Consider the following 16,896-nt stretch of genomic DNA (forward strand, 5'->3'; position numbering starts at 1 on the left):
TGCGCCAGTCGGGGCGGCGTTCAGTACGCTTTGTATGGCAGGAATTTGCCGCTCATGACGATGCGCACGCGGTCGCCGGCCGGGTCGTTTTCGCGTGCCAGGTCCATCTTGAAGTCGATGGCGCTCATGATGCCGTCGCCGAATTCCTCGTGGATCAGCGACTTGAACGTGGTGCCATAGACGTTGACCAGCTCATAGAACCGGTAGATCAGCGGGTCGGTGGGAACCGCGGTCGGCAGCGAACCCTTGTACGGCGTGACCTGCAACTGCAGCACGGCGTCTTCGGGCAGGTCCAGCAGCTTGCCGGCGGCCTGGGCCTGCTCGGCGGTCAGCGTCATCTGGCCCAATAGCGCGGCCGCGGTCCATTCTTTGCTGCGGCCCAGCACTTCGGCGATATCAGGCCATTTCAGGCCCTTCTTCAGCTTCTGGGTGACGACTAGTTCGGTGACTTCGGCGCGGGTCATCATGGTGCCAGGCTCCCCTTCGAGTAAGCGGTCCGGTCGGCCGGGCAGGCCGACCGGACGGTTGCGGATTCGTGCCTTATTCGCCGGTGCGCGTGGCTGCCGCTGAACGGCGCCGCGGCGCGGTCTTGCGGGCGGCCGCGGGCTTGCTCGCGCGGGTGCTCTTGCTGGTGCCTTGGCTCGTGCTGGCGCCCTTGCCCTTGCCTTTGCCGGCACTGGCTTTCTTTTCGCGCGCCAGCGCCCGCTGCGCGGCGGTGCGGAAGATCTGTTCCATTTCTTGCAGGCAGGCGCGCGCCCGTTCGTTCAGCGGTCCGGTGGCTTCCAGTACATGCCGCATCGTGCCGAATGCATCGCGGATCTCGGCTGCCGAGGCCTGTTCCAGCAGGGTGGGCATGGCCTGCAAGGCCGCTTCGCCATCCAGCCGCATCATCAAGGCTTGGTCGCGCGCCACGTTCTTGAATTCCTGCAGGGCCAGGCCCGAATCGGCGTCGGCGCGCATCTTGCGCAGCATGGCGAAGCTGCGCTCGTCGATGCTGCCTTCGGCGCTGGACACATACAGCAGCAGGCGCATGGCGGCTTCGCGCACGCCGCCCTGGTCCATCAGCGCCCGCAGCTCGTCGGCGCGCCCTTCCATGAAATGGCGATGCTCGGGCGACACGCCGGGGTGCTTGCGCGGCGCGTCTGCCTTGGCGCCCAGGCCGGCCCAGTCCTGCACCAGGGGCGAGCCATAGATGTTCATGAACAGCTGCTCGCCAGCCGCGTCGCGCAGTTCCTGCCACATGTTCAGGCTGGTATCGATGGTGTTGGACACCATGCGTTCCAGGATGGCGTAGGGGTTGTCCGGCGCTGCCTGCTGGCGTTGCAGGCGTGCCTGGGCGGCTACCTGCGCCACGGGGGCGACCCACGGGTTGCGGTCCGAGATCAGTTCGTAGGGCAGGCGCAGCGGATGCATGCGCTGCAGCCATTCGGCCGACTGAGGCGTTACCGCCGCGCGTATCCAGGGCTGCAGGAAGCTGCGGTACAGGCCCAGGTTGATGTCGGATATGCGTGCCACGGCGGCAAAGCGGCGGTCGTCTTCTTCGTTGCGCGCCACGATGGCGCGCACGTCGTCCACCTTGCGCCGCGCGAACGACAGCACGTAGTCGCCCGGCGCCAGGTCGGCATTGAGCGTGTCGGGCGTCTTGTCGGCGATCTCGGCCTGGTAGATGCCGGCAGGCAGCACGTCGATCAGGTCGATGTTGGCAGTGAATTCCTGGTGTTCTTTACGGGCCACGCTGCCCGATACGAAGATGCCCAGGTGGCCGATGCTTTCGTGCACGGCATAGACGATGGTCTGGCCATGCGCCACCACTTCGGCATCGTTCTGGTACAGGTCGGGAATCCAGCCCAGTGCCTGCGGCGGCGGGGTGATGTTGTCGCCCTTGGAACAGAACACGATGATGGGCGAGCGGATATTGCGCAGGTCGATGCGGATGCCGTCGGACGTGACCAGTCCGGCCGTGGCCAGCCGGTTGCCGATGAACAGGTTGTCGACGATGTACTGGATTTCCGGCGCATTCAGGAACACATGGCCGCCCCACCATTTTTCGAAGCTCAGGTAGCGCGAGGCCTCGGTGTCCACGTTCGAGTACAGGTTGTACTGCTTGCCCCAGAGCGTGTTGGCGGGGTTCAGGTTTTCAAAGTTCTGCACCAGCCAGGCGCCGTCGAAGTGGCCGTGGCCCAGGTCGCTGGTCAGTTCGGTCAGCCAGCTGCCGCCGGTCAGTCCGCCGCTGTAGCGCATGGGATTCATGCCGCGCCAGCCGGCCCAATACGACAGCGGTGCGCCGGCCACGATAATGGGGCCGAACAGTTCGGGCCGCATCGCCGCCGTCATCATGATCTGCCAGCCGGCCTGGCAATTGCCCACCACCACCGGCTTGCCTTCGGAGTCGGGATGCCGGGCGATGATTTCTTCCAGGAAGCGCGCCTCGGCGCGCATCACGTCTTCCACCGTCTGCGTGGCGGTGGGCTGCGGCAGGAACGACGCGAAATAGCAGGGGTGGCCGGCACGTACCGCCACGCCGATTTCGCTCGCGGGCTTGAAGCCACCGATGCCGGGCCCATGGCCGGCACGCGGGTCCACGACCAGGAAGGGGCGCTTCAAGGGGTCTACCGCCACGTCGGGCGGCGGCAGGATGCGCAAGAGCCCGTAGTTGACCGGGCGAGCAAATTCGCGGCCGTCCAGCACCAGTTCGGATTCCATGCTCAGCACGTTGGGCGCGCGCTTGGCCATGTGGCTGTGGTACTGGTTGCCGCGCTGGCGCATGACATCCGCATACAGCACGCTGCGCTGCAGCGTGTCGACGGCATACTCATACGCGGCGGTCCAGGGGTTGGCAGGCAGGGCGAAAGCTGCACTGCGAGCATTGGCGGGTGCGGCCACGGCGGGCTCCGGTCGATGGAAGGGCAACACAGGCCGCCCTTCCGGGGTCAGGACAAGAAGATCAGGGTCCATTACAGCGCAATCGATGTTGCAATGCAACATTGCACTTTTTGGCGACCGGCCGGACCGCTCTGCAACCGCCCTTGCACCCGGCAGCCCGGCCGGGGCCCCGCACTGCCCAGCTGCTCAGTTTGTCTTCAACCCTGCCTTCGCTGCCGTTTCCGACCACCGGGCAATATCCCCGGCCACGTCGGCCCGCAGCTCTTCCGAGGTCGACGGTGAGGGAATGGCGCCCGCGGACTTCAAGAATGTGGCGAACCCCTGGTCCTTCACGACTGCCGCGATCTCCTGGTTGAGGCGGTCCCGGATAGGCGCCGGGGTTCCCGCGGGGGCGAATACGCCCCACCAGAGCTCGACGACGTAGTCCAGGCCCGACTCGGAAATGGTGGGAATGTCGGGGAATTCCGCGTCGCGCTGTGCGCCGGTAAACGCAATTTTGGGCAGTGTATCGGCGACCGTTCCCCGGATCGACGCAATCGAGGTGATCGTCAGGTCGATTCTGCCGGCCACCAGGTCGAGCAGGGCCGGGCCCGTGCCTTTGTAATTGACCGCTGTCGTACGAATGCCGGCAAGGTCGTTCAACAACTCGGTGGCCAGCTGGCTGTTGTCGCCCAACCCCGCGCTGCCGTAGTTCAGCTTTCCGGGATTCGCCTTGGCGTACTCAACGAATTCCGGAAACGTCTTCACTGGAAGATCAGACCGGGTAACGAGAACAAAGGGGGCTGCCGCGACACGCGAGACAGGATCAAATGCCCGGACGGGGTCGTAGGGCGTCTTCTGTACCGCGGCGGACGTCGCCAGCGAGCTCGACATGAACAGCAGGGTGTATCCGTCAGCCGGCGCCGTGGCGACTGCTTGCGCACCGATCGTGCCCCCGCCGCCGCCACGATTCTCGACGACGATGGGTTGGCCCAGGCGCTGCGACAAGTCCAGCGCGATGCGCCGGCCGATCACGTCATTGCTTCCGCCCGTGGCAAACGGGATGATGAGCCGGATCGGCTTGGCGGGCCAGCCTTCCTGCGCAAAAGAAGCAGCGGATGCAAGCAAGGCCGCCGAAGACGCCAGCGCCAGCGTCAATCCAGGCAATAGGCAACGAAGTCTCATAGTTGTGTTTCCCCTGTGAAATAGACTAGTTATGCAGCTCTCGGGACCTTATCGCCCCATGATCAAGCCACGTGCCGCATCGATATCCGTGAGCATGCCCGCCACAGTGGAAATCGCCTGGCGGGTTCCTTCGACAATCGCCTGGGCTCCCAATCGTTGGCCGTCGGGATACATCATCAGCCGATAGACGCACGCTGAACCCGGCATTCCCGAAACGGGAATCGTGATGGCGCCAGTGTTTTGCAGAAGCGCCATCGCGGCGGCGGCGGTCGCTTCGATCGGCACCAGGTCGCAACGCGATGCGCCGCTTTCCTGGCAGGCGATTTCCAAGAGGTCTTCACCCGAAATGGCGATACCGGCGCCCGCGCGATAGGCACGGCCCTTAAGGATGGGCTGCAGTTCGCTCATGACCTGTTCGGAGAACGCCGCCGCCTCTCGTATGGGCGAGGGGTCGAAGTCGGTCATGGCGTTCAGGCCCGCGACGATCGAGCCGATCTGCGCCTCGAGCCCGAACATGAAGGCCGTGGTGCGGATCTTCGCGACGAGCTCGCGGTGCCCTGCGAGCATGCCCGAGCGCGGACCTGTCAGGTGTTTATCCAGGGACCAGAACGCGATATCGGCACCCATCGCCAGCGGCGGCGTTTCGCCATAAAGGGACAGGCGCGCTGCCATGTGGGCGTCGTCGAGAACGACAAGGGCGCCAACGCGCCTGGCCGTGGCAATGGCTGCCCGCACATCCTTCTCGGGCATATGGTGCTTGGACGGGGAAATGGTAGTGATCACGACCATGGCCGGCTCGCCGGCCCCTTGCCGAAGCGCCGCCTCAAAGGCAGCGGGCCCTACGAACTCGCAGAATTTCGCGCCGGCGGCAGCCACGGAGTTCTTGATAGAGGGGTGGCATCTGTCGGCGGCCACCACCGAATGGACGACCTGGCCGGGCTTGAGCAACGCCAGCATCGTCGACAAGGCGGCAGCGCTTACGCGGTTGCAGAGCAGCGCGTCATGCGATGCGGGTTCGCCGCCCATGAATGCCAGCCCGGACGGAACGATCTCGTTGGTGTCGATCGCGCCAAAGTCGGTGTAGGAATGCAGCTTTGCCGGGTCGCCCGATTTAAATCGGAAGCCCCGGATCAGGCCGGTGAGGTTGAACAGCGACCCGTCGCCCAGCGCCGCGTGGCGTTGGCGTGCAATTTCGTATGTTCTTCGCTGCCGGATCACTTCATCGGCGTTGCTGCGCAGTATCTGGCCGCGCGCATACGAGACGGTTGTATCGATCGGATTGCCGAAGCGGTCCTTGCCCGCCGCCGCCGTCGCCTGAGGAACGTTACTCACTGCCTCTCTCCTTGTCTGGAACTCGTACACCCCGAACGGGACGCACTAAATATTTGTTTGATTGTACGGGCAACCATACAACTATGCAAACAATCGGGCGATCGTCGTGAAGCATCGCGCCACGCGGGAGGAACGTGGCGTGGATTTACTGACGGGGTTTGGCTACGAAGCGCCTGCGGCTTTGCGCGCCGGTTTTGCCTTGCTTGCGCGTGGCGGGCTGGCGGCCTTGCGGGTTTTTGACCGGGGCAGGTCGGCAATATTCAGGCTGTAATAGTAGCGGTCGGCGCGGTAGTAAGAATGGAACAACACCAGAGGGGTGTTGTCTTGCATCCGGAAGAACCGTGACAAGAAGAGCACCGGCGCGCCCACGGAAATGTCGAGCAGTTCCGAGAGTTCCGGAGACGCAATCAGCGCTTCGATACGTTGCTTTTCTTCAAAAAAGGGAATCTTCAGTTCTGTCTCGATCAAATTCAGAATCGAGACCACTTCGAAGTCCACGTGCTTGATTGTGTCGCCGATGTCGGGCGTGAAGTACGCATAGTGCAGCGCCAGCGGGCTTTGCTCGAAAAAGCGTACCCGCTTGACTACGAATACTTCATCCGAGTTCGACTCGATCAGCCTGCTGATTTCCGGCAAGGCCACGATGCCGGACTTGATGAGTTTGGACGTGGTATTGAGCTTGAGAGCCGTATAGTCTTCGCTCATGCCCGTGAGACGCTGTTCTCCTCTTTCTTCGAAGCGACGGGCAAGAAAGGTTCCCTGGCCCTGGCGGCGCACGATGACGCCCTCATCTTCGAAAGATCGCAACGCTTCCCTCACGGTTTCCCGTGAGACCGCAAATTCTTTGCACAGAGCGTCTTCGGTGGGCAGGCGATCGCCCACCTCGTAACCGGATTGCATCCGTTTACGCAGGATTTCGCGCAACTGGAGATATTTCGGGAAGGGGTTGAAGAATTTCTTCATTATTGAAGAGGAGGCTGTCGCGGCTTGCGCATTGAAACATTATAGCTTTGGCAACCGTGGCGCTTCGTCCAGGATTCAACGCCGATGCGGCCCGCATGGTCATCGAGGCCTCGATCGGCGTGGCGCGGCGATGGCGCGGCGGCCTTGCCGCGCAGGCACCTGCGCGGTATCAGGCGCGCGCGTCCTGGTTGAATTGCAGCCAGGTCTGCACGGCCGGGCGCTGCCATTGTGCGTCGGCGTAGGCGCGCAGGTTGTCGGGCAAGTCGTCGGCGGGGCCTGCCAGGCGGCGCAGCATCAGGGCCAGTTCGGTGTCGGCGATGCACCAGGCGTCGAACAGTTGCGGCCGGCCTTCGGGCAGCAAGGCCTGGGCCACGCGTACCAGTTTGGCGGCCGCCGCCTGGGCGGTATCGCCCAGGGGGGCGCCCTGCGCATCGTGGAAGACGACTTCGGTGGGGCGTTCCTGGCGCAGTGCGGCCAGGTCGCTGCGCAGCCAGGCCTGGATCTGGCGCGCGCGGGCCCGTTGCTGCGGCGCCGAGGGGTACAGGGCGGGGTAGTCGGGTGCCGCAAAGACATCTTCCAGATATTCGATGATGGCGCTGGATTCGGTCAGGTGGAAGGCGTCGTGCGCCAGGGCAGGCACGCGGCACGTGGGCGCGCGGTTGGCGTAGGGCCGCATGCGCTGCTCGCCGGCCTGCAGGTCGACCAGCCGCAGTTCCACGGGCAGGCCTTTTTCAGATAGCGCGACGTAAGCCGCCATGGCGTAGGGGCTGAGCAGCAGCGCATCGACATAAAGCGTAAGCGGCGAGGCAAGCGGCGCAGGCAAGGCGGGTCTCCGGGCAAGGGCAGGGTAACGACACAGGCAGAGGCGGGCATGGCCGCCTTCGCGGGCATGCTACAGCGTACCGCAATCGCGTTACCGCGGCACACCCGGGCGTGCCGTGCGTGTCGCGCTCAGTCCACAATGAACAGGCGTGCACCGATGGCGGTGGACGATCGATGGGCCTCGGCCTGGTCGGCCACCTGGTAGCTCATGCCCGGTGTCAGGACGAAGCGGCGTCCGTCTTCCAGTTCGGTGTGCAGTTCGCCTTCCAGGCACAGCAGGATGTGGCCCTTGCTGCACCAGTGGTCGGCCAGGTAGCCGGCCGAATATTCGACCATGCGCACGCGGATGTCGCCGAACTGGCGGGTGCGCCAATAGGCAGTGCCCGTATCGCCGGGATGTTCAGTGGGCTCGACCGTTTGCCAATCGGTGGTGCCAAAGGGGATGTCGCGCAGGTTCATGTCGGGGTCTCGTCAGGCGGCCAGCTTCTTTTGCCAGAACATGGCCTGGCCGGCATCGCCCGCCAGTTCGTAGCCCTGGTAGCCGATCTTGCGGTACAGCGCCTTGGCGGGCTCGTTGCCCTGCAGTACTTCCAGGGTGATCTTGCAACAGCCCCGGCGCGCGGCCGCGGCGTCCAGCGCCTGCAGCAGGCGCTGGGCGATTCCCTGGCGCCGGTAGCGTTCCGAGACCATGAAATCGTGCAGGTTCAACAGCGGCTTGCAGGCGAAAGAGGAAAACCCTTCGAAGTAGATGGCCAGCCCGGCCGGCGCCCCATCGTGCAGCGCCAGCAGCGCGCCCGCCGTGGGGCGGCGGGCCAGTTCGGCGATGAGGTTGGCGCGCACGTAGTCGGACAGGGCTTGGCTGCCGCCCATGGGGCTGCGGGCGTATTCGTCCAGCAGCGCCACGACCATGTCGCCGTGGGCAGAATCGTTGAAGTCGGCGTCGATGATATCCAGCACGATGGGTTCCGTTTCGGGGGGGGGGCCGCCGCGCGGCGGCCCGATGATTGGGGGCGGTTGCTATTATGCCGCGCCGTGGGGCCTTGCCACTAGGTACACTGCCGGCAAAGCCATTGCAGGGAGTCACCCATGAGTCGTCCATCTGCCCCGGCACCGCACCTGGCCTTGCCTGGCGGGGCCGGCCTGGCGGGCCTGCGGGCTTGCCTGCCCGTCATGATCGGGTATTTTCCCGTGGCGGTCACTTTCGGTATTGCAGGGCTGGCCACGGGGTTGTCGCCGCTGCAAGTGGTGTTGATCTCGATGCTGGTGTATGCCGGCGCCAGCCAGTTTCTGCTGTTGGCATCCATCAAGGCCGGCACGCCGTGGTTGTGGGTGGTGGCGCTGTGTTCGCTGCTTAACGCGCGGCACTTGCTGTATGGGCCGCTGCTGTCGCGCTTCTTGCCCCAGCGGCTGCGCCCACGCCTGAAAATCGCCTTCCTGCTGACTGACGAAGTATTTGCCACCGCATTCAATCGCATTGAACAAGTGGCACCGGCACATCGCAATCGCTGGATGACACTGCTGGGCCTGGGCGCATGGCTGACCTGGATTGCCGGGACGGCCGTGGGGGTCTATGCGGGCGATGGACTGGAACGCCATTACCCGATGCTGTCGCAAGTGATGCGTTTTGCCTTGCCGGCCCTGTTTCTGGCGCTGGTTTGCCAGGCCACGACCCGCGCGCTGCGCTGGCCCGTCATGGCGGCGCTGGCGGTGGGCGTGGCGTTTGCGGCGGCCGGCCATACGACTTTGGCGATTCTGGCGGCGGCCGTGGCGGGCTGCGCCTGCAAGCGGCCGGGCAGGGCGCCATGACGGGCGGCGGGCTGGAATTCTGGGGCGCGGTGATCGCCATGGCGGTCATCACCTATCTGACGCGCGCGCTGCCATTCCTGCTGTCGGCGCGCAGCCGGCTGTTGCGGCGCCTGGCCGAGGGCTCGTCGCTGGCGGCGCTGGGGCCGGCGCTATTGGCGGGCATCGCCGCCGCGGTCATCGTGCCCGATGTCATGGCCCTGCATGGCTGGCCGCAACTGCTGCCCTACGCCGGCGGCCTGCTGGCCACCGCGCTGGCGGCGCGCCGCCTGGGCAACGCGGGCGTGGCGGTGATCGTGGGGGTGGCGGTGTATGGGGTGCTGCTGGGGCTGGCGGGGGGCGTGGCCTGATTGCCCCCGCCGCGCCAGTAGTTACCCGGTGATGCTGACGCCCAGCCAGAACAGCAATGCCGCCAGCAGCATGGATGCCGGCAGCGTCAGCACCCAGGCCAGCAAAATGGTGCGCACGGTGCCGTGATGCAAGCCGCTTTTGTTGGCGATCATGGTGCCGGCCACGCCTGAGGACAGCACGTGTGTGGTGGACACGGGCAGGCTGAATACGTTGGCCATGCCTATGGCGGCCACCGCCGTCAATTGCGCGGCCATGCCTTGCGCGTAGGTCATGCCTTGCTTGCCGATTTTCTCGCCCACGGTCAGCACGACTCGGCGCCAGCCCACCATGGTGCCGGTGCCCAGCGCCAGGGCCACCGCCACGATCACCCATAGCGGCGCGTATTCGGTGGTGGCGGTCAGGTCGGCGCGCAGCCGGCTCAGGTCGGCGCGGTCGCGATCTTGCAGGCCGTCGAGGCTGGCGACTTTCTTGGCCGTGTCGTCCAGGCACAGCAGGTAGCGGCGGATATCGACACGCTGGGCGGGCGGCAGTTCGGCGTAGTGCGTGACGCCGCGCAAATCTTCCAGCAAGGCGTCGATGGTGGCCAGCGTCAGTTGCGGATGGCAGCGGAATTGCTCGGGCAGGTCGCTGCTGCTGTTGCGGCTTTTGGACAGCGCCAGGTAGTCGTCCAGGGTGGCCTGGTTGCGATGGTAGAAGGCGGCCAGGTGCGTGGCCGCGTCGCGCGTGCGGTCGATCTGGTAGGTGGTGCTGGTTTCGTTGAGCACGAATTGCGCGGGCACGATGCCGATCAGTACCAGCATGATCAGGCCTATGCCCTTCTGGCCGTCGTTCGAACCATGCACGAAACTGACGCCCATGGCCGACAGCACCAGCACCAGGCGGTTCCAGAACGGCGGGTGTTTTTTGGAGTCGATTTCGCGGCGCTGTTCCGGCGTCTTGTGCATTTTGGATATCGGCCACCAGCGCTTGAACAGCAGCAACAGGCAGCCGGCCGCCAGGCAGCCCGCCAGGGGCGAGATCACCAGCGACAGGCCGATGTCGATGGCCTTGTTCCAGTTGACGCCGTCGCCCAGCGGCAGGTCGGTCAAGATCGCATTGGCCAGGCCCACCCCCAGGATGGAACCGATCAGCGTGTGCGAACTGGATGCCGGGATGCCGAAATACCAGGTGCCCAGGTTCCAGGCGATGGCCGCGGTCAGCATGGCGAACACCATCGCCAGGCCCTGGCCGGTGTCGACATTGATGAGCAGTTCGACCGGCAGCAGGTGCACGATGGCGTAGGCCACGCCCACGCCGCCCAGCAGTACGCCCAGGAAGTTGAAAATGCCCGACATGATCACCGCCAGGTGCGGTGGCATGGCCTTGGTGTAGATGACGGTGGCGACGGCGTTGGCTGTGTCGTGAAAGCCGTTGATGAATTCGAAGGCCAGCACGAAGGCCAGGGCCAGGACCAGACTGACGCCGATCCAGAAATCCAGGCCGGAAAAGAGATGGAACATGGGGAGGGGGAAGCGACGGGGGAGGGGTGAGCAGTAGGCCAGATTATTGCAGATTTGTGACGGAGGTCGGATGGCCTGGTGTCAAGGCGGGAGTCGTGGTTCGAGTTATGGTCCCGTCCGGTCCCATGCCGCCCGGCCCCCCGCCCAGAACGGCAAGGCGACCCAAGAACGCAAACAGCAAAGCAACAAACCTCCTTCCCCGTAATGCGATAGCATCGAATTTTTCCCAATTCGCCACCACGCCATGACCACTTCCGCGCAGCCCGTTGCCCGCCGCCATCCCGACGACCTGATCGTGGGGTTGGTGTCCATTTCCGACCGCGCGTCGTCCGGCGTGTATCAAGACCAGGGCCTGCCGGCGCTGCACGACTGGCTGGGCACGGCGCTGTCGTCGTCCTGGCAGGCGGTCGAGCGGCTGGTGCCCGACGAGGCCCCGGCCATTTCGGCGGCGCTGGTCGAGCTGGTGGATGCTTGCGGCTGCGATCTGGTGCTGACTACCGGCGGCACCGGCCCGGCGCGCCGCGACGTCACGCCCGAGGCCACGCTGGCCGTGGCCACCAAGGAAATGCCGGGTTTCGGCGAACAGATGCGTCAGGTCAGCCTGAAGTTCGTGCCCACCGCCATTTTGTCTCGCCAGGTGGCGGTCATTCGCGAGACGGCCGGCCATGCCGCGCTGATCATCAATCTGCCCGGCCAGCCCAAGGCCATCCGCGAAACCCTGGAAGGGTTGCGCGATGACGCCGGCGGCGTTGCGGTGCAGGGCGTGTTCGCCGCCGTGCCTTATTGCATCGACCTGATCGGCGGACCCTACGCCGAGACGCACGAGGCCGTGGTCAAGGCTTTCCGGCCCAAGTCGGCGCAGCGCAAGCCCGCGGCCTGACGCCGCGTTGCGTTATAGTTGCCCGGGCCTTTTCGTTTGTACTCAGGAAAATTCCTACATGAATTTGCGATGCATCGTGGCGCTGGCCCTGGCCGGCGTGCTGGCGGGTTGCGCCAACGTCAAAGATATACGCGAGCGCGAGCCGGTGTTCTTCGGCTCTACGGCGCGTACCGCCGAGCAATACGTCAACTGCGTGGACTCGGCCTGGCAAGGCACGGGCACGACCGCCCAGCGGCAGTCGGTGCGCAACGGCTATGAACTGATCGTGCCGGGCACGATGGGCGTCGAAGCCGTGCTGACCGCCACGACCTGGAAAGGCAAGACCGACGTGCGCCTGTCCACGCGCATTGCGCGCTACAGCACCGCGCTGGCAGAGGCCGCCAACCTGTGCATGTAAACCGGCGACCCCTGCGTGCGCGGCTGGCCCGCCTGGCCGGGCAGCTTGCCTTGCTGGCCGCGGCCTGCGCTGGCGCGGTGGCCCACGCGCAAGGCTATATCAGCCGCAAGCTCGACGTGCCGGTGCCCGGCGGCGTGGCGGTGGTGGCGCTGGGCGCTGCCAGCCAGGCGCCCCAGGCCAGTTACGACGGTCGCCGGGTCATGGTCATTCGCGACAGCGATGGGCAATGGATTGCCGTGGTGGGGATTGCGCTGGGCACGTCGCCCGGCAGCCATACGCTGCAGGTGCAGGGCGCTGCGCCGGTCTCGTTCCAGGTGGGCACCAAGGAATACGCCGCTCAGCACATCAAGCTGAAGAACCGCCGGCAGGTGACGCCCAACCCCGATGACCTCAAGCGCATCGAACGCGAACTCGATGAGCAACTGGCCGCGTATCGCGCTTTTCGCGAGGGCGTCACCCCCAGCAACGTCATGCTCGACCGTCCCGTCGATGGCCGCCTGTCCAGCCCGTTCGGCCTGCGCCGCTTTTTCAATGGGCAAGAACGCAACCCCCATTCCGGCCTGGATTTCGCCGTGCCGGCCGGTACGCCGATCAAGGCGCCCGCGGCGGGCCGCGTGGTGGTGGTAGGCAATTTCTTCTTCAATGGCAACACGGTGTTCGTCGACCACGGCCAGGGCTTCATCAGCATGTTCTGCCATTTGTCGGCCGTGGACGTGAAGGTGGGCGACGAGGTGGCGCGCGGCGCCGTGGTGGGCAAAGTGGGCAGCACGGGCCGCGCGACCGGGCCGCACTTGCACTGGAACGTCAGCTTGAACGATGCGCGGGTGGACCCCGCCATTTTCATCGGCGCGGTCACGCGCCCTTGAGCGCCATGGCGCGAGAGCGCGTCAGGCGCCGGTGGCCGATAGTGCCAAGAGCTGGTAGCGCCGTTCGGCGAATTGCAGTTCGTGTATGGCTTCCTGGTGCAGGCGGCGCTGCTCGTCCAGGCAGTTGTCGTACTTGATGCAGGCCTGGGCGTAGGCCAGGCCGGTGGCGCGCAGGCTATGGATGAAAGCCGCACGCGATTGCTGCAGCAGGCGCAGACCCTCTTCGCCCTGTTCAACGGTACGCTGGGCGTGGGCGACGCGCTGGGCAGCGGCCTGGGGCGATTCGATCGTATCCATGACAAGCGACATACGGGCCACGCCAGGCCATGCGGCGTTTAGCGGCGGCGTTGCGGGGGGCGCGACATGCTGGGCGCGCGTTCGTCTTTGTGACGGAAATTGATGCGACCCTTGGTCAGGTCGTAGGGCGACATTTCCAGGGTGACGCGATCGCCAGCCAGGATGCGGATACGGTGCTTGCGGATACGGCCGGAGGCGTAGGCGCCCACTTCGATGCCGTTGTCCAGGGTGACGCGGTAGCGGCTGTCGGGCAGTACTTCGTCAACGATGCCATCGAGTTCGATCAGTTCTTCTTTTGCCATGTATGAATCTCCTTGGTCGATGCGCCCGTGCGCCGTGGCACGGCGCACGCGCCGCCCGCAGGCGGCATGCGCGGGACCCAAGCGGGCTTGGGCCAGCGGTGGAACGTAAAACGTCCCGGCTGGTGTATGGGTACTCGGCCGGGGAACCTGACGGAACCTGGGGCGGGTACTCACGCCGCTGGGGCGATATGCGCGCTGGGCGCAGCTTGGTCGCAGCGTTACGCTAGGCGCAACACCGGAAGAAGCAGGCAGGGCCGTGCTTATAGAGCAAAACGCTTATAGAGCAAAACTTATGCACGGAACAACTGAAGATATTACTCCAATCGCGCATAGTTGACCAGGGTTTTCCCGAATTTCGGGGTTTTTGCCCGGATCTTGTGTCGATTTCGCCCAGATTCGCCCGTCGTGGCTACAGGAAGGGCCGATCGGGCCTCTTCATGAACCCCAGGGAGAACGGCCATGCGTGTAATGGTAATAGTGAAGGCGACGCAGGAGAGCGAGGTGGGCGACATGCCCACGGCCGAACTGCTGCAGGCGATGGGTCAGTACAACGAAGCCCTGGTCAAGGCCGGTGTGATGCTCAACGCCGACGGCCTGCGCCCCTCGTCCCAGGGCAAGCGGGTGGCTTTCGATGGGACGCAGCGCCATGTCACCGACGGGCCGTTCGCCGAAACCCGCGAGTTGGTGGCGGGCTTCTGGCTATGGCAGGTGAAAGATATGGACGAAGCCGTGCAATGGGTGAGGCGGTGCCCCAATCCCATGCCCGGGCCCAGCGAAATCGAGATCCGGCCGCTGTACGAGGCCTCCGACTTCGCCTGACCCCTTGGCAAGGCTGCCACGCCGGCGGGCTTACCGGTGGTCTGGCCCCGCGTGCGGGTACTGCGGCAGGTCGTCGGTAATGTCGTACCAGGGGGCCTTGTTGGCCACATGCACGTGGCAGGCGGCCTTGATGCCGGGGTTGTCGTCCAGGGCTCCCAGGGGCAGGCCGTAGGTTTCGGGCGCGTGGTCGAAGCGCGACAGCAGGGGGGTGCCGCAGGCGCCGCAGAAACCCCGGTAGTTGCCGGGTGACGAGCTGTACCAGGTGACCTGGTTTTCGCCGCGCGTCCAGGAGAAATCTTTCGACTGGACGGTGGCGCGCGTACGGAAGGCGGCGCCATGGGCCTTGCGGCACATCGCGCAATGGCAATTCAACGCCTGGGTCAGCGGGCCCGAGATCTCGTAGGCCACGCGGCTGCACAGGCAGGAACCTCTCAGCATGTCTGCTCCGGGGTCAGCGAAAACCCCAATATATACCGGCGCGCCGCCCGTCCGGTTCATGACGGTTTCGTTGCAGGACATCCGGGCGTCGCCGGTCGCCGCGCGTGGGGCGGAACCCGCCGGTCATCACCCTGTCACCCCTGGTCCACAGAATGCGGCTCATGGTTCGACAAGGGGATCCATCATGACCAACGCAATCGAGGTCCGCGGCCTCAGCAAGACGTTTCGCGCCGGTGCGAAGGCGCTGGACGATGTCAGTCTGACGGTGGCGCCGGGCGAAATGGTGGCGCTGCTGGGCGCATCGGGTTCGGGCAAATCGACGTTGCTGCGCCATCTGGCCGGCTTTATCGCGGGCGACCCGGGCAGCAGCAGCGTCACGGTCAACGGCCACGCCATCCAGCGCGATGGCCGCATCAGCGCGGGCGTACGTTCGGCGCGCGCCGGCATCGGCTTTGTATTCCAGCAATTCAACCTGGTGGGCCGCCTGCCGGTCATCACCAATGTGCTGACCGGCATGCTGCCGCGCGTGCCGCTGTGGCGCAGCATGCTGCGCTATTTCCGGCGCGCCGAAGTCCAGGTCGGGCTGGATGCCTTGGCCCAGGTTGGTATAGACGACTATGCATTTCAGCGCGCCTCGACGCTGTCGGGCGGGCAACAGCAGCGCGCGGCCATCGCCCGCACGCTGGTGCAGAACGCCCGGGTAATCCTGGCCGACGAACCGATTGCCTCGCTGGACCCGGAATCGTCGCGCCGTGTGATGGACACGCTGGCGCACATCAACCGCAGCCGCAAAGTGGCGGTGGTGGTGTCGCTGCACCAGGTCGATGTGGCGCTGCGCTACTGCCCGCGCGTGGTCGCCCTGCGCCACGGCCGGGTGGTGTACGACGGCCCCGCCGCCGAACTGACCGAGACCATGCTGCGCGACCTGTATGGCGCCGATATCGCCGAATTGCTGCCGCAAGACGGCGTGCGCACCATACAGCCGCCCCTGATCGCACCGCGGCCGCTGGCCGCCGCGGCTTGAGCTTCAACCTCATTCCCTGACGGAGTTTCCTCTTATGCTACGCAGAACCTTTTGTGCCCTGGCCGTTGCCACCGCGCTGTCTTCCGCCGCTTGGGCGCAAGACGGCAAGCCGCTGAACTTCGGCATCATTTCCACGGAGTCGTCCACCAACCTGAAGCAGGCCTGGCAGCCGCTGATCGACGACCTGAGCAAGGCCGTGGGCGTGCCGGTCAAGCCCTTCTTCGCTTCCGACTACGCCGGCATCATCGAAGGCATGCGCTTCAACAAGGTGCAACTGGGCTGGTTCGGCAACAAGTCGGCCATGGAAGCCGTGGACCGCGCCCAGGGCGAAGTGTTCGCCTCGGTGATCGACAAGGACGGCAACCCCGGCTATTGGTCGGTGCTGCTGGTCAACAAAGACAGCAACCTGCAGACGCTGGAAGACGTGCTGAAGAACGGCAAGCAACTGAGCTACGGCGCGGGCGATCCCAATTCGACCTCGGGCACGCTGGTGCCGGGCTACTTCCTGTGGGGCGCGCATCGCATCGAGCCCAAGACGTTCTTCAAGACGGTGCGCGCCTCGAACCATGAAAGCAACCTGCTGTCGGTGATCAACAAGCAGGTGGACGTGGCCATCAACAATACCGAAATGCTGGAACGCTATCGCGTCAATACCGGCAAGGACGCCGCCGAGTCGGTGCGCATCCTGTGGAAGTCGCCGCTGATCCCGGCCGACCCGATGGTGGTGCGCGGCGACGTGCCGGCCGAAACGAAGAAGCGCATCCAGGAGTTCTTCGTGAACTACGGCACGGGCCCCGACGCCGAACGCCAGCAGAAAATCCTGGCCGGCCTGACCTACAAGGGCTTCCGCGCTTCCAGCAATGCCCAGCTGGTGCCGATTCGCCAGATGGAACTGGCCAAGCAGAAGATCGGCGTGGAAACCAACACCACCCTGAGTGAGGCCGACAAGAAGCAGAAGCTGGCCGAGCTGGACCGCCAGTTGGCCGAGCTGGACAAGCTGGCCGCCAAGCCGCAGTAAGCCGCTGCGCCGGCCCGCATCCCGGGGGCCGGCGCGTA

Annotated in this window: 19 protein-coding genes and 1 pseudogene; 8 read left to right on the forward strand and 12 right to left on the reverse strand. The window is 65.3% G+C overall.

Annotation, left to right across the window (positions count from 1 at the left end):
- Window positions 1-20: 20 nt before the first annotated feature.
- The 8 genes from cynS to KW845_RS14320 form a co-directional block, all read right to left on the reverse strand.
- The gene (gene cynS, locus KW845_RS14285; RefSeq protein WP_218370039.1) at window positions 21-464 is read right to left on the reverse strand and encodes a cyanase; all 444 of its coding nucleotides are present in this window, start codon (window positions 462-464) and stop codon (window positions 21-23) included.
- Between the two features lie 76 nt (window positions 465-540).
- On the reverse strand, window positions 541-2,883 hold the full coding sequence (locus KW845_RS14290) for a DUF3141 domain-containing protein (RefSeq protein WP_370628219.1): 2,343 nt from the start codon (window positions 2,881-2,883) through the stop codon (window positions 541-543).
- 186 nt (window positions 2,884-3,069) lie between these two features.
- A complete protein-coding gene (locus tag KW845_RS14295) occupies window positions 3,070-4,047 on the reverse strand; it encodes a tripartite tricarboxylate transporter substrate binding protein (RefSeq protein WP_218369868.1) in 978 nt (325 codons plus the stop codon).
- Window positions 4,048-4,095: 48 nt separating this feature from the next.
- Window positions 4,096-5,409 carry a PLP-dependent transferase gene (locus KW845_RS14300; RefSeq protein ID WP_218369869.1) on the reverse strand — a complete coding sequence of 438 codons (1,314 nt, stop codon included), beginning with the start codon at window positions 5,407-5,409 and terminating at the stop codon, window positions 4,096-4,098.
- A gap of 132 nt (window positions 5,410-5,541) precedes the next feature.
- Entirely contained in the window at window positions 5,542-6,342 is an 801-nt protein-coding gene (locus tag KW845_RS14305; RefSeq protein ID WP_218369870.1) for a GntR family transcriptional regulator, read from the reverse strand.
- A 169-nt stretch (window positions 6,343-6,511) separates the two neighbouring features.
- Window positions 6,512-7,165: a glutathione transferase gene (yfcF, locus tag KW845_RS14310; protein WP_218369871.1), complete on the reverse strand. Its 654-nt coding sequence runs from the start codon at window positions 7,163-7,165 to the stop codon at window positions 6,512-6,514.
- A 128-nt stretch (window positions 7,166-7,293) separates the two neighbouring features.
- Window positions 7,294-7,623, reverse strand: coding sequence for a DHCW motif cupin fold protein (locus KW845_RS14315; protein WP_218369872.1), 330 nt, complete (start codon window positions 7,621-7,623; stop codon window positions 7,294-7,296).
- A gap of 12 nt (window positions 7,624-7,635) precedes the next feature.
- Window positions 7,636-8,121, reverse strand: coding sequence for a GNAT family N-acetyltransferase (locus tag KW845_RS14320; RefSeq protein ID WP_218369873.1), 486 nt, complete (start codon window positions 8,119-8,121; stop codon window positions 7,636-7,638).
- A 129-nt stretch (window positions 8,122-8,250) separates the two neighbouring features.
- On the opposite strand from KW845_RS14320, the gene KW845_RS14325 reads away from it, so the two are divergent.
- Entirely contained in the window at window positions 8,251-8,970 is a 720-nt protein-coding gene (locus KW845_RS14325) for an AzlC family ABC transporter permease (protein ID WP_218369874.1), read from the forward strand.
- The gene (locus KW845_RS14330; protein ID WP_218369875.1) at window positions 8,967-9,317 is read left to right on the forward strand and encodes an AzlD domain-containing protein; all 351 of its coding nucleotides are present in this window, start codon (window positions 8,967-8,969) and stop codon (window positions 9,315-9,317) included. The genes KW845_RS14325 and KW845_RS14330 overlap by 4 nt, the downstream gene beginning before the upstream one ends.
- Window positions 9,318-9,338: 21 nt before the next feature.
- Here KW845_RS14330 and KW845_RS14335 read toward each other — a convergent pair whose 3' ends face one another.
- Window positions 9,339-10,817, reverse strand: a complete 1,479-nt coding sequence (locus tag KW845_RS14335) for an inorganic phosphate transporter (RefSeq protein ID WP_218369876.1) — start codon at window positions 10,815-10,817, stop codon at window positions 9,339-9,341.
- 244 nt (window positions 10,818-11,061) lie between these two features.
- Between KW845_RS14335 and mog the strand changes: the two genes are divergently transcribed.
- From mog to KW845_RS14350, 3 genes are read left to right on the forward strand one after another with little or no spacing between them, the layout of a single operon-like run.
- A complete protein-coding gene (mog, locus tag KW845_RS14340) occupies window positions 11,062-11,697 on the forward strand; it encodes a molybdopterin adenylyltransferase (RefSeq protein WP_218369877.1) in 636 nt (211 codons plus the stop codon).
- A gap of 58 nt (window positions 11,698-11,755) precedes the next feature.
- Complete coding sequence (locus KW845_RS14345) at window positions 11,756-12,094, forward strand: hypothetical protein (RefSeq protein ID WP_218369878.1); 339 nt, start codon at window positions 11,756-11,758, stop codon at window positions 12,092-12,094.
- On the forward strand, window positions 12,085-12,960 hold the full coding sequence (locus tag KW845_RS14350; RefSeq protein ID WP_218369879.1) for a M23 family metallopeptidase: 876 nt from the start codon (window positions 12,085-12,087) through the stop codon (window positions 12,958-12,960). Before KW845_RS14345 ends, KW845_RS14350 begins: the two co-directional genes overlap by 10 nt.
- Window positions 12,961-12,981: 21 nt before the next feature.
- On the opposite strand, the gene KW845_RS14355 is transcribed toward KW845_RS14350, so the two are convergent.
- Both KW845_RS14355 and infA read right to left on the reverse strand, forming a co-directional pair.
- Window positions 12,982-13,257, reverse strand: a complete 276-nt coding sequence (locus KW845_RS14355; protein ID WP_255592607.1) for a hypothetical protein — start codon at window positions 13,255-13,257, stop codon at window positions 12,982-12,984.
- 38 nt (window positions 13,258-13,295) lie between these two features.
- Window positions 13,296-13,559, reverse strand: coding sequence for a translation initiation factor IF-1 (gene infA / locus KW845_RS14360; protein WP_218369881.1), 264 nt, complete (start codon window positions 13,557-13,559; stop codon window positions 13,296-13,298).
- 459 nt (window positions 13,560-14,018) lie between these two features.
- Here infA and KW845_RS14365 point away from each other — a divergent pair.
- Window positions 14,019-14,372: pseudogene (locus tag KW845_RS14365) on the forward strand (YciI family protein); the annotation flags it as partial.
- A 36-nt stretch (window positions 14,373-14,408) separates the two neighbouring features.
- On the opposite strand, the gene KW845_RS14370 reads toward KW845_RS14365, so the two are convergent.
- Window positions 14,409-14,816 carry a GFA family protein gene (locus KW845_RS14370; protein ID WP_218369883.1) on the reverse strand — a complete coding sequence of 136 codons (408 nt, stop codon included), beginning with the start codon at window positions 14,814-14,816 and terminating at the stop codon, window positions 14,409-14,411.
- Between the two features lie 184 nt (window positions 14,817-15,000).
- Here KW845_RS14370 and phnC point away from each other — a divergent pair, with 184 nt between their 5' ends.
- Together phnC and phnD are read left to right on the forward strand one after the other, a co-directional pair.
- Complete coding sequence (phnC, locus tag KW845_RS14375; RefSeq protein WP_218369884.1) at window positions 15,001-15,840, forward strand: phosphonate ABC transporter ATP-binding protein; 840 nt, start codon at window positions 15,001-15,003, stop codon at window positions 15,838-15,840.
- A gap of 34 nt (window positions 15,841-15,874) precedes the next feature.
- Window positions 15,875-16,858: a phosphonate ABC transporter substrate-binding protein gene (gene phnD / locus KW845_RS14380; RefSeq protein ID WP_218369885.1), complete on the forward strand. Its 984-nt coding sequence runs from the start codon at window positions 15,875-15,877 to the stop codon at window positions 16,856-16,858.
- Window positions 16,859-16,896: the final 38 nt, after the last annotated feature.

The organism is Bordetella sp. BOR01, assembly GCF_019218885.1.
Taxonomy (GTDB): Bacteria; Pseudomonadota; Gammaproteobacteria; order Burkholderiales; family Burkholderiaceae_B; genus Bordetella_A.